The sequence below is a fragment of the Achromobacter sp. EG18 genome (assembly GCF_059759395.1).
The window spans coordinates 6,018,424-6,031,971 of sequence record NZ_CM186213.1; the positions used below are offsets into that span (position 1 = coordinate 6,018,424).

General features: G+C 63.5%; 7 protein-coding genes. 4 read left to right on the plus strand and 3 right to left on the minus strand.

Annotated elements, in window-relative coordinates; all coding sequences use genetic code 11:
• Positions 1–7 precede the first annotated feature (7 nt).
• From AC6CR5_RS27725 to AC6CR5_RS27740, 4 genes are all read left to right on the plus strand, one after another.
• Positions 8–9,997, plus strand: a complete 9,990-nt coding sequence (locus AC6CR5_RS27725; RefSeq protein WP_498085093.1) for a hemagglutinin repeat-containing protein — start codon at positions 8–10, stop codon at positions 9,995–9,997.
• Entirely contained in the window at positions 9,994–10,734 is a 741-nt protein-coding gene (locus tag AC6CR5_RS27730) for a hypothetical protein (RefSeq protein WP_131728060.1), read from the plus strand. The genes AC6CR5_RS27725 and AC6CR5_RS27730 overlap by 4 nt, the downstream gene beginning before the upstream one ends.
• 383 nt (positions 10,735–11,117) lie before the next feature.
• Positions 11,118–11,369, plus strand: coding sequence for a hypothetical protein (locus AC6CR5_RS27735; RefSeq protein ID WP_131727212.1), 252 nt, complete (start codon positions 11,118–11,120; stop codon positions 11,367–11,369).
• Positions 11,370–11,478: 109 nt separating this feature from the next.
• Positions 11,479–12,351 (plus strand): PhzF family phenazine biosynthesis protein, encoded by an 873-nt coding sequence (locus AC6CR5_RS27740; RefSeq protein ID WP_020924617.1) that lies wholly within the window; start codon positions 11,479–11,481, stop codon positions 12,349–12,351.
• A gap of 181 nt (positions 12,352–12,532) precedes the next feature.
• Here the strand turns inward: AC6CR5_RS27740 and AC6CR5_RS27745 are convergent, their stop codons facing one another.
• The 3 genes from AC6CR5_RS27745 to AC6CR5_RS27755 all read right to left on the minus strand — a co-directional run bounded on the left by AC6CR5_RS27745 (position 12,533) and on the right by AC6CR5_RS27755 (position 13,340).
• Positions 12,533–12,871, minus strand: coding sequence for a BON domain-containing protein (locus AC6CR5_RS27745; protein ID WP_006389410.1), 339 nt, complete (start codon positions 12,869–12,871; stop codon positions 12,533–12,535).
• A gap of 77 nt (positions 12,872–12,948) precedes the next feature.
• Complete coding sequence (locus AC6CR5_RS27750) at positions 12,949–13,113, minus strand: DUF1328 domain-containing protein (protein WP_006389411.1); 165 nt, start codon at positions 13,111–13,113, stop codon at positions 12,949–12,951.
• Between the two features lie 26 nt (positions 13,114–13,139).
• Positions 13,140–13,340 carry a CsbD family protein gene (locus tag AC6CR5_RS27755; RefSeq protein ID WP_006389412.1) on the minus strand — a complete coding sequence of 67 codons (201 nt, stop codon included), beginning with the start codon at positions 13,338–13,340 and terminating at the stop codon, positions 13,140–13,142.
• Positions 13,341–13,548 lie beyond the last annotated feature (208 nt).

The following is a 13,548-nucleotide window of genomic DNA, read 5'->3' on the forward strand; positions in this document are numbered from 1 at the left end:
CTGGCTCATGCAATACCGCTACCGTTTCGCTTTCATCCTGTGGACCGTCTGGCTGGCGGGTTTGGTCATGCCTGGCAGGCCGGCGGCCGCGGACGGAATCGTTGCCGACGGCGCGGCGCCAACCGGGCAGCGCCCGCAGGTGGTGACCACGCAGAATGGTCTGCCGCAAGTCAACATTGCCGCGCCCGATCAGGGCGGGTTGTCGCACAACCGGTACCTGCGGTTCGACGTGGATCGGCGTGGCGCGATTCTGAACAACGCGGCCACGATGACCTCCACCGGGTTGGCCGGGATGATCCAGGGCAATCCCAACTTCGGTCCGAACGGCGCCACGGCGCGTGTCATTCTCAATGAGATCAACAGCAGCAATCCCAGCGTGCTGCGCGGCTTCATGGAGGTGGCGGGCGACAAGGCGCAGGTCATCGTGGCCAATCCGTCGGGCATTGTGTGCGATGGCTGCGGCACGATCAATGCGGGGCGCATGACGCTAAGCACCGGCAGTCCGCAGCGCAACGCCGACGGCAGCCTGGCGGGATTCCGGGTCGAGCGGGGCGTCGTGCGCATCGAAGGCGGCGGCCTGAACGGCGATGCGCGCCATGACACCGCCTATGTGGACATCCTGGCGCGCGCGGTCGAAATAAACGCCGGCGTCTGGGCCAGGGACGCCGTGTCGGTGATAGCGGGGCGCAACCGCGTCAGCGCCGATGCGAAAACGGTCGCGCCGCTGGGCGCTGAAGCCATGACGCCGGAACTGGCGATAGACATGGGCCAGCTGGGCGGCATGTACAGCGGCCACATCCGCATGATTGGCACCGAGGCCGGAGTGGGAGTGCGCAATCAGGGCGGGCATCTGCAGGCGGCGGGAACGCTGACGGTCAGCAGCGAAGGCAGGCTCAGCTGGCTATCGGGTTCCACCGAGGCAGTGACCCAGGCGGGTGGTGATATTTCCCTGGCCGCGCGGGACGGCCTCGAGCATCACGGCAAGCTGTATGGCGGCGGCGCGCTGTCGGTCGCAAGCCGGACCGGGAACATCGAACAATCCGGCACGCTGGCGGCCGCGGGTGACGTCCGGCTGACGGCCGGGCAGGGCATCCAGAGCCGCGGCAACCTGCTGGCCGGCAGCGACATCAACAGCTCGCTGACTCGGATGGCGGACCTGGTATTGACCAGCCAGCAGGACGTGCGGGCCAGCGGCAATCTGCTGAGCCGGAAATCAATCGATATAAAGGGAAACCGCATCGACCTGAGCCAGGGCACGCTTGCGGCAGACCAATTGCGGATCCACGCGCAAGACGGCGAGATCGCGCTGCGGCAAACCACGATCGACAGCCGCCGGTTGGCGTTGGGCACCACCGGCGCCATCGATGCGCAACAGGCCAAGGTCCGCGCCGGCAGCTGGCGGGTCGGTGGCAACAGCCTACTCAACCAGGCCGCCGTCTGGACCCAGGTGGAAGACGGAGAAAGCCGCTTCGCCTTGACGGGGGCGTTGGACAACAGCGGCGGCGTGATCGAAGCCCGCCAATTGGAGCTGGATGCCGGCTCCCTGGACAACCGACAGGGACGCCTGGTGATGCTCGGCGGTGGCGCATCACATGGGCGCATCGCTGGCCTGCTGGATAACCGCGGCGGCGAACTGGGCGGCAATGGTGACCTGGCGCTGAGCGCCGCAAGCATGGATAACCGGTCCGGCATGATCTCCAGCGCGGAGTCGCTGGACGTTGTGTCAGGTGGCGATTTCCACAACAGCGAAGGCACGCTGCGGGTTGGCAAGGGGCTGAAATTGAATGCCCAGGGCGTGCTCGACAATGCCAGCGGAATGATTGCCGCCGCGCAGGTCGATGTGACGGCGCAGCGCGTCCGCAATAGGCAAGGGCAGCTCATTGGCCAGGGCGACCTGCGCCTGACGGCGCGGCAGGCGCTGGATAACGCGCAGGGCTGGCTCGAAGCCGGGCGGACACTGTCGGTCCAGGCAGGCGGCCATTGGGATAACCGCGACGCGACCGCCCTGGGAGGCGAGCAGGTCCGGGTGACGGTGGACGGGCTCGATAACACCGCCGGAAGGCTGCAATCGGGCGGCGACCTGCGCCTTGGCACCTTCCACGATCTCGTCAACCGGCAGGGCATCCTGACGGCCGGGCAAGCGCTGACCTGGCAGGGCGGCGCGGCAAGCCTGCTCGACAACGGCGCGGGCTCGCTGCAAAGCGGCGGCGCCATGTCGTTGACGGGAGGAGCGCTGCGCAATCTCCACCAAGGCGTCGTCCTGAGCCAGCAGGCGTTGGCGTTGACGCTGGACGGAACGCTGGACAACCAGGGCGGCATGCTGACCGGCCACGGCCAGACGGCGGTTCGTGCCGGGCAGTTGCGCAATGCGCAAGGCAGCATCCAGTCGCTCGCCAGCCTGGATCTCTGGTTCGCGGGCGCGTTGGACAACCGCGATGGCCGTATTTTCAGCCGCGAAAGCCAGCAGTTGCATGCGCAGGACATCCTCAATACGCAAGGGTGGATGGGCAGCCAGGGGGAGTGGTCCGCCGTCGGTGGCGCGTTCAGCAATCGGGACGGGTCGATACAGACGCTGGGCGACGCCACGCTTGCCGCGAATGCCCTGGACAACGGCAAGGGCGCGCTGCGGTCGGCCGCAAATCTGACGCTGCGCGTTGCGCAGGACATCGATAACCAGGCCGGCGACATCAGCGTCGGGGGGCGGCTGGACGTGCAAGGCGCCGAGGCGGGCGCCCGCGCCGGCGCCCTCAATAACGCCGCGGGGCGGATATCGACCGGCGCGGGATTGGCGCTGGCCGCGCAAGGCCTGGATAACACGCGGCAGGGCCTGATTCACAGCGAGCGCCAACTGCGGCTCGACCTGGGCGAATCGCTGGACAACCGCGACGGCCACGTGCAAAGCGGCGAGGCCTTGCAACTCGATGCGCGACAGGTGCTGAACGAAGGCGGCGCAATCGACAGCCAGCGCGAGCTCGATCTACGCATTGTCGGACGATTGGGCAATGACCGTGGAGCCGTGCGCAGCAATGGTGATCAGCGGATCGTTGCTGCCCGGGTCGGCAATCGGGCTGGCGTGTTCAGCAGCCGGGGCGGGCTGGCCGTGGTCGCCGATCACCTGAACAACGCCGATGGCATGTTCATCAGCCAGGGGGCGGGCGACTACCGCGTTGCCATGCTGGATAACCGGCAAGGCAAGATGCACAGCGGCGATGCCCTGACGCTGAACAGCGAGCAACTGGACAATCAGGCCGGCCAGTTGGTTGCCACCAGGACATTCCTGCTGGATGCGGCGCGGCTGGACAACAGCGGGCGCGGCAATATCACCAGCCAGGAGCGGCTGAACATCACGGCAGATTGGTTGAACAATAGCGATGGCGGCCTGTTGCTGGGGGCAATCCATACCGGCGTGGCGGCCCGCTCGGTGGACAACACGTCGGGACGTTTGCAGAGTGTCGGCAGCCTCACGCTGTCGGGACTGGCGAGCCTGGACAATCGACAGGGCAGCATCCGGGCCAACGGGGCGCTGCGGATCCAGGCGGACGAAGCGGATTCGCCTTCCGCGCTGTTCCTGTTCAACCAGGACGGGTTGGTGGAAAGCGCTGGCACGCTGGCCATCGATGCCCATGCCCTGGACAACCGGGCGGGCACCCTGCGCAGCCAGGACGCGCTGTCCCTTTCGATCGGGCAGGACTACACCCACCAGGCCGGTGACACGATCAGCAGTAATGCCCAGGTCACGCTTGCCGTGGATGGCACGTTGAACAACCAGGCCGAATGGCTGTTGCCGGGCGATCTTGTCGTGCACTCCACGCACTTGACCAACCAGGGATCCCTGGCGGCCAGGCACTTGCAAGTGACGACGGGCGCCTTGCGCAACCAGGGGCGGCTGGAAGCCGACCGCATGGCGCTCGATGTCGATACGCTGGACAACGCCGCGAGCGTGATGGGCGATGACGTCGCCGTGCGTGGCCGTGTGATCGACAACCATGGCCGCGATGGCGTGGTCGCCGCGACGCAGCAGCTGTCGTTGCAGGCCCGGGAACGGTTGAGCAACCGGGACGGCAGCCTGCTGTATAGCGGCGGCGCGCTGAACCTGGGCAGTGGCGACCTGCTGGAGAACCGTGCAAGCATCATTGAGGCCGATGGCGACGTGGCGATCGAAGCCAAGCGCCTGGAGAACCTGCGCGAAGGCCTGGTGATCGCCCGGGACGCGCAGACAGATCCCGCCACCAATTGGCAACGCTACAACTACTACTGGCGTTCCTACGGCTCCAAGGTCAACCCCGACCGGAGCAGCGTGGCCCCCACCACGCAACGCCTGACCTTCCAGGACGAGGATGCCGCCAAAAGCAACCCGTACGGCACCCTGTTGGCGATCGATGCGCCGGCCAAACGCGCACAGCTGCGGGTCCGCAACCGATGGGGGAAGCTGACCGACCTATGGGTCAACTATCTGGCGTTGGTGCCTGGCGCGGATGGCAGCTATGCCATGACCTTCTACGAAACGCGCGGGCATCGGCAGGGCCTCGTGCCGACGCCGTATCAAAACACCGTCTGGCGCGAGTTCGACTGGGGGCGCCTGGAACAGTGGGATCCGGAAAGGCACGTCGATATTGCCGCCGCGCCTTTCGTGACCGATTACAGCAATTTCCGCGAGCGCACCGTCACCAGCACCGTCACGCGCGACAGCCTGGTATCCGAAGGCACGGGCGCCCGCATCCTGGCGGGCGGCGACATGGCGTTGCGCATCTCCGGCAGCCTGCTGAACGACGCCAGCGTCATCACCGCAAACGGCAACCTCGATATCCCTGATGACGGCGTGGTCGACAACCGCGGGTATTCGGTGAATGAGCGGCGCCAGGAAATCATTGTCGACCACTACGACAAGGATACGGTGCACTGGTATCCGACCTTCAACCGCGACGTCACCACGGCGCTGAGTACCGTCGATGGCATCATCAGCGGCAATGGCGACGTCACCATCCGCGGCGCCAGTATCACCAACACCACAGTCGCGCAGGCGCAGATCAGCGACGTGGCCGCCGTATTCGAGGCCGTGCAGGCCGAACGCGCCGAATGGGAGCGCAACCCGCTGGCGGTCACGGTGCCGGACGCGGACCGCATCGACGGCGATACACAATTGGCGAGCGACCGTCCGCTCCTGCCCGCCGAACAGGCGTTGACGCAGAAGCGGCATTTGCGCCGCGTGGCGACCTCGATTCCGGACAACGGCCTGTTCCGCCAGCCCGCGGCCCAGGACAGCCCATACCTGGTCGTGACCGATGCCCGCTTCACCAGCCGCAGCGGATTCATCAGCAGTGATTATCTGCTGAAGCAGGTCGGGTTTGATCCGGCGCGGGCGCACAAGCGCCTGGGGGATGGCTTCTACGAACAGCGCCTGGTGCGGGAACAGGTGCTGCAATTGACCGGGCGGCCGTCCGTGCGCGGTGAAAGCGCGATGGACCAGTACCAGGCGTTGATGGCCAATGGCGCAAAAACGGCGCAAGACCTGCAACTGGTGCCAGGCGTGGCCTTGACGCCTGCCCAGATCGCGGCGCTGCAGCAGGATATCGTGTGGATGGTGAGCGAATCGGTCGATACCGCTACCGGTCCGCAGACCGTATGGGTGCCCAAAGTCTACCTGGCCGCATCCACGCTGCGCCTTACTGGCGATGGCGCGCTGGTTGGCGGCGGCGCCCTTCAGCTGTCGGCAGGCAGCGTCGATAACGCGGGCAATCTCTTCGCCGACCGGGCGCTCGGGATCGATGCGGACCAGTTCCTGCATCGAGGCGGTGATATCAAGGCCGACCGCATCGATATACAGGCGGATCACCTGGCAATCAGCAGCAATCTGCAGGACGCGTTGCGCCAGGCCAGCATGAGCGCCACCGACATTGCCTTGAGTGGCGGTGACATCCGTTTGCGGGGCGCCAGGCTGGACGCCACGCACGACTTGAACCTGAGCGCGCGTGACAGCCTGGACATCGGCGTCGCGCAGAGCCGCCACACTGCCAGCGTCGACGTGATTTCCGGCGCCATGGGCAACCGCACCCGTTCGGGCATGGAAACCGCCGGCCAGCGGATGGCGCAAGTCAGCGGCGAATGGCAGCAGTCGCAGGGCAGCGGCCTGAAGGCGGGCAACAACGTCAGCGTGACGGCGGGGCGGGATCTGGTCCTGCAGGGCAGCCAGGTCGCCGCGGGCGGTTCGGCGCACTTGCAGGCCGAGGGCGATGTGCGGTTGTCGGCGGCCTCCACCACCAACACGACCCGGCTCAAGGCCGGCAGCAGCACGTCTTCGGTCGACAACCAGCGGGAAGAGCAGCGCTTGAGCCTGGCGAGCGTGAGCGGTGATAAAGGCGTCACAGTACTGGCGGGCAACGCCGCCGTGCTGGAAGGCGCGCAGGTCGACAGTCGGCAGGGACACATAAGCCTGGAGGCCAACGACGTCTCCGTCGGCAGCGCGCGTCGGCGCGTGACCGATCAGGACGTCGAGCATACGCGTGACGGCAAGACCAAGGGCTGGCGCGAGATGGAATCGTCGCGCAATGAAGCCACCGGCAGCACGCTCAGTGGCCAGGATGGCATAACGATCGTCGCCCGCACTGGCGATATCGCCGTGACGGCCAGCACGCTGCACAGCGAGCAGCGGGATCTCGCCCTGCAGGCGCGGCAGGATGTGCGGATCGCCAGCAGCACCGAGAGCGAGACGCGGCAGTCGCGGGAACACGCCGAGAAAAAAGGCTTCCTGCGCAAAAGCAGCAGCGATACGGTCAAGGACGACCGCATGACGCGCGAGGCCGGCAGCGTGCTGAGCGGAGATCGGGTCAGCATCGTGGCGGGCAATGACCTGACGGTGACCGGTTCGGCCATTGTCGGCGACCGCGACGTCAATCTGCGCGCGGGGCGCGACGTCGATATTTCAGCGGCCACCGAAACCGAATCCCACTACCTGCTGGAAAAGAAGAAAAAGAGCGGACTGCTGGACAGCGGCGGCATCGGCTTCACCCTCGGCAACCAGTCCTCGCGTCACGAAGTGGACGAGCACGGCGTCATCCAGAGCCAGAGCGCCAGCACCATAGGCAGTACCCAGGGCAACGTGACCATCACTGCGGAAAACCGCGTGCATGTCCGCGGCGCCGACCTGGTGGCGGGGACGGACCTGGACATCACTGGCGACAGCGTGCGTATCGACCCGGGCTATGACGAGCGTACCCGCCACGAGACCTTTGAATCGAAACAACGCGGCCTGACCATCGCGCTGTCGGGAACGGTGGGCAGCGCGCTCAACACCGCGGTCAGCGCGGCCCGGCAGGCTGGGCAAGAGAGCGACGGGCGGTTGCGGGCGCTGCAGGGCGCCAAGGCGGCGCTGTCCGGCGTCCAGGCCGCGCAGGCGCTGGAGCGGGACGATCTGCAGACGCAAGCCGCCGATGCAAAAAACACCGCGGCGGGCCTGAGCGCCGGCGACAAGGATGCGGTGCAGGGGGCGACCAACACGATCGGCGTCAACATTTCCTATGGCAGCCAGTCGTCCAAGACCGAAACGCGCAGCGAGAGCCGGCGCGCGCAGGGCAGCACGCTGAATGCGGGGCGGGATATCTCGATCACCGCCACCGGCGCGGGCAGGGGGGCCGACAGCGGCGATGTCGTGTTGGCCGGCACCCAGGTCAAGGCCGGCGGGGATGTGCTGCTTTCGGCCGACCGCGATATTGAATTGCTGTCGGCGCGGAACGTCGAGCGCATCGACGGCACAAGCAGCAGCCACGGCGGCAATGTCGGCATTGGCATCGGCGCGGGGGCTGGAGGCTACGGCATCAATGTGTCGGCCGGCGTCAATGCGGGCAAAGGCCGCGAAAAAGGACGTGGGCTGACCCATACCGAGACCACGCTGGACGCGGGCGGCACGGTGATGTTGGCCAGCGGTCGGGACACGCTGCTCAAGGGCGCGCAGGTCGGCGGTGAATACATCGAGGTCAACGCCGACCGCAATCTGACGCTGCAGAGCGAGCAAGACAGCGACCATTATTCCGCGCGCCAGCGCGACATCAGCGCGGGAGGCAGCTTCAGCTTCGGCTCGATGAATGGCACGGCGAACATCAGCGCCAGCCAGGACAAACTGCGCAGCGACTTCGATTCGGTCAAGGAGCAGACGGGCCTGTTCGCGGGCCAGGGCGGCTACGACATCAACGTGGGCCATCACACCCAGCTGGATGGCGCGGTGATCGCAAGCACGGCCGGCCCGGACCAGAACCTGCTGGATACCGGCACGCTGGGTTGGCGCGACATCGACAACCGGGCGGACTTCCAGGCGCGGCACAGCGGCGGTTCGATGGGAACCGGCGGGCCGGTGGGCAAGGACCTGTTGACCAATGCGGCCGGCGGCATGTTGTCCGGCGCCAATCACGGCGGGCATGCGTCGGGCACCACCCAGGCGGCGGTGAGCGAAGGCGGTTTACGCGTGCGCGACCAGGCCAACCAGCGCCAGGACGTGGCGGAACTGAACCGTGGCGCGGCGCACGCGAACGACGGCAGCATCAGCCCGATCTTCAACAAGGAGAAAGAGCAGAACCGTCTCAGGCAAGTGCAGCTGATCGGCGAGATCGGCAGCCAGTCGATGGACGTCATCCGCACGCAGGGCGATATCGCGGGCCTGAAGGCGCAGACGGACCCGAAGGCGCTGGCCGAGGCGAGGGCGCAGCTGGGCAAGGAGGGCCGGCTCTACACCGATGCGGACGTGATGGACAGGGCGTACGCCAATGCCATGAAGCACTACGGCACCGGCAGCGACCTGCAGAAAGCGGCGCAGGCGGTGACCGGCGCGCTGACGGCGCTGGCGGGCGACAACCTGGCCGGCGCACTGGGCAACGCCGCGGCGCCCTACCTGGCGACCGAAATCAAGCGGCGGATCGGCGAGGACAATCCCGCGGCCAACGTCATGGCGCATGCGGTGCTGGGCGCGGTGACGGCGCAGTTGAACGGCCAATCGCCGCTGGCCGGCGGCCTGGGCGCGGGCGGCGGCGAACTGGCGGCGCGGGTGATCGCGCGGCAGCTGTTCCCGGGCAAAGACCCCGACGCGCTGAGCGAAACCGAGAAGCAGCAGGTAAGCGCGCTGAGCCAGTTGGCGGCGGGAATTGCGGGGGGCCTTTCCACGGGGGATGCGGCCGGCGGCGTGACTGGCGCGCAGGCGGGCAGGAATGCGGTCGAGAATAACAATCTGAACGCACCTCAGTTGGACGAGTTCGCGGAGCGCGCACGAGGTTGCGGCGCTCGCGGCGATTGCCATCAAGTCATCGAGGAGATGGAGCGGCTGAGTGTTGCGCAGCAGGACCGGTTGATCTCGGTCTGCGCCACCGATCCAAATGCGTGCCGGAAGGAGTATGGCGATATCCCGGCAAACAGCATGCTGATCCGCGATGCGATAGATCGTGTGCTGGGAGACAGCGATATCCCATGGCAGATGAAGGCGGATATGGGGCCTTTGCTGTCGCAGCAGATAGACGCCGAAGGTGTTGTATCTAGTACCGAGTTTGCAGAACGGCTAGCGCGCACTTATGGCATCGACAAAGAGCGGGCCGAGTTGCTGTCGGGGGCGGTGCTGGGGGCAATTACCGGCGGGGTGGGGAAGGGGGGGAAGTCACCGGCAAAGAGCCATTCGGTACATGGCAAAGCAGGTGAGGATCACAAAGAAAATGTCCGATACCAGCCGAATAAGGACGCAGTTGGAAAGGCGGCGGAATTTCTAGAGCGGCCTGGGTTCGGTAGTGAAATAAAAGACGCCTCCCGGAAAACGAGCCAGCACTACCACGGACAGACTGTTTATCAAGCGGATCGTCGTATTGGTAATAATATTAGAAAAGGCGACAAATTCTATTTGGATGGGACGCATATGGATCATATTGAGGTTTTTGATAAGCACGGAAATTTTCGGTATGTTTTAAACCTGGATGGTTCTGTTAATGATCGTAAGACGAGAGCGGCGCGCGGGAGGAGTTTGAAATGATTAATATAAATAAAATAAAATTAATGTTGCCGAAATTGCATGTTATGTCCGGAATTGGTGGCGATTTTGTGGGCGCTGATTGGAGCATTGACTATAGTTTAAATTTGGATGATGAGTTTAATGAGGATGTTGCAGAGCTTGGTTTGGCGATAAATTTCCTGAGCGCGGCTGTGCGGAAGTCTGATCTCCCTGCGATCATGTGTGCATTGGTGAGGGTGAGGGGGCGCTCAAATATTGCCGAGGGATTCTTTGCGAATATCGTGGAAGACCTCGACCGGGTTGGTTGGTCCGAGGGAGGGAGACTGCGCGATGTGCCAAAAACATCTGCTGTTCCTGAGATTTATGAGTTATGCAAAAGTTACATGTTTGATTTTAAAGGATTCAACGAGCTTAAATTTGTAATGCCCTGCCTGTATGAGTTGTCAGGTTTAAAAAAAGGGTTTTTCAGTGAAAATTGGAAGATTGATTACACGTCGAATCTAGATGGTGAATTTAGTGGTGAAGTGGCGGACTTTCAGATGCATTTGGATGCCCTGGACGAGGCTGTAAGAATTAATGACTTGGTGGCGGTTAAGTACGCACTAGCGATGGCTCGATCTTCCTCGAGGGCGCTTTCGGACTTCTTTGAGCGTATTTGTGATGACATTGAAAATATCGGGTGGGCTGACGACAGGCCATGGGCCGACATTCCAGAGGACTATGAATTGCCGGCGTCCTACAACTATTCCGGTAAGTAGCGAGAAAGGCATGGGTTGTCAATATCATCTGCCCTGGCTACAGGCTGCGTGCTGAAGCTGGCATGTAGGTGACCGTGACGCGGCGCACGCGAACGACGGCAGCATCAACCCGATCTTCAATAACGAGGTAGTCAGGAGAATTTGTTGGATGATCTGCTGGAGTTGGATAAGGTTGCCTCTGAGAAATTTATAGCCATTCTGAAATCGGAAGGGGTGTTGGATGATGATTTTTATTAGGTGAAAATCTTCATATAGGCCGTGTTGGGCGTGAAATTACGGTAACCCGGGAGAGATGGGTGAGGCTGAGAGGAACTCGTACGGAATTGACGATCAGGAATCAACTGATAGCGTCCGATTTGTCGATAAAGAAAAATGAATTGATCATGAGGTTCTTGCGAGAAAATTATGGAAAAATTGATTCAGCACACGTTTTTGTGTGTACGCCTGGTGAGGATGAGGATATATATCATATTTTAATTAATGGCCGTTTTATTGTGCGTTTTGAGGTTGAGAGAATCTCGGGAATTATTTGTGGGGTGGAGAATAGTTCGGTTTTTGAGTATTCAAAGAAATTAAGAGGTAGGTTAAGAAATTTAGAGATGTTGATTGCACTTGATTTGGCCAATAATCATTAATTTTTATTGATTCGGGGTGAGGGCGGACCAGGCAGCACTGGGAGCGTCTCTTGGCCGGCCGTTGCGATAAAGTATTGGCCTTCCTCCCCACGGCAACCTCCCGCAGCCCATGGCCACCTACGCATTCCGTCTTCTCAACGTCTTCGCCTCCAGCACCTTCACCGGCAATCCCCTCTGTGTATTCGAAGACGCGCGTGGCATGGACGATGCCACCATGCGCGAGCTGGCGGCGCAGTTCAATCTTTCCGAAACCACTTTCATCCTGCCGTCCGACGTGGCCGATGCGCGGGTGCGCATCTTCACCCCCGGCTTCGAGATGGGTTTCGCGGGCCATCCGACCATCGGCACGTCGCAGGTGGTGCGCGACCTGCTCAAGCGTGGCGATGCATTGACATTGGAATTCAAGGCCGGCGTCGTGCCGGTCACCGCGCAGGGTGACGCCTGGACTTTCACCGCGCCTTGCCCGAACGGCGTGCGCACGGCGGCGCCGACGCTGCCGGCCGCTGATGTTGCCGGACTGATGGGGCTGGACCTGGACGACCTGGCGGATGATCCCATCTGGGTGGATACGGGCGCGGACCAGCTACTGGTGCCGCTCAAGAACGTCGACGCGTTGCGGCGCGCGCATCCGGATGCTTCGCAGCTGGAGCGCTGGCAGGCCAACAGCCTGGGGCGCAAGGTCTGCTATCTGTTCGCCTTCGACCCGAACCGCCGGCAGGACGGGCGCGACGTCGTGGTGACGCGTTATTTCTACGCCAAGCCCGGCGGCGGGGTGCAGGAAGATGCCGGCACCGGCTCGGCCTGCGCCAACCTGGGGGGCTGGCTGCGGCATCGGCAGCACGCGCTGCCCGCCAGTTTCCTGGTGGAGCAGGGCGACCAGATGGGCCGTCCTTGCCGGTTGCTGCTGGACGTGCAGGCCGATGGCCGCATCCAGGTGGGCGGCCGCGCGTTGGAGATCGGGCGCGGCACGGTGGACGTCTGAGTGTTCGCGCGGGTCCGGCATGACCGGACTGTGCCTGTCAGGCGGGCCGCAGTAGCGCTGGCGGCAAAGCGGTCTGGCGCGCGCTTCGGGCTGCCGCGATCCCGCGCCCAATGAAAAACCGGCGCCTGTGTGTGAGCACAGGCGCCGGTTTTTCATTGGATGGCCATCAAGGCCCGGCGGGTTACTTCTTGTTCTTGGCCGGGTCGACCTTGATGTTGTTCATCACCTGCTTCACGCCCTCGACACCGCGGGCGACGGTGGCGGCGTGGTCGGCTTCGGCGGCGGTGCCGACGGTGCCGGTCAGCTTGGCCACGCCATCGGTGGTTTCAACGGCGATGTCCAGCGCGCTCAGTTGCTTGTCGGCCACAAAGGCGGCCTTGACCTTGGTGGTCACGGTCGCGTCGGAGGCGTATTCGCCCACGGATTGCTTGGGCTTGCCGTCATTGGCGGCAAAGGCCATGGAAGTGAAGACAGCGCCCGTACCCAGTGCGGCGGCGGCGATCAGCTTGCGAATTTCCATAGTGGTGCTCCTTGTGTGTGGTTCAGCGCGTTCGGGACGCAACGGCTAAGCGAAAATTCTCGGGGTGCGATGTTCTTCTATTTCTTGCGGAATGCGCCGCCCAGGATGGACAGCAGCGCCAGAACCAGGAAGACGAAGAACAGGATCTTGGCGATGCCCGCGGCGCCGGCGGCAATGCCGCCGAAGCCCAGGACAGCCGCGATGATCGCAATAACGAAAAAAACTACGGCGTAGTGCAACATGTCAGCTTCTCCTGGTGGCGTGGGGATCAGGGGTTGCGATCAAAGAAATCGCGCACTTCCTTTTCCGCCTGTTCCTTGGTCTTGCCGTAGCGCTCCTGGATCAGGCCAGCGAGGCGCTCGGCGTTGCCTTCCGTACGGGTCAACTCGTCGTCGGTGAGTTCACCCCAGGCCGCTTTGGCCTTACCGGTAAGTTGCTTCCACTTGCCAGCGATGATGTCGTTATTCATGGTGACCTCTCTTCGTTGTGGCGGATGCGGCGGCTTATGGCCGATAAGCTTGTGCATTCGCGGTTGAGTTGGACACTGATCAGCTTGAGTTCAAGGTACAGGCCGTCCGCGAGCCCTGTCAAAGGACGCTGTGGGCAAATGTAACGGCGGGGGACGGGGCAAAGCGCGCGTCTTTCGACGGCAGGTAGCGCAGGCGCACCAGGAGGGG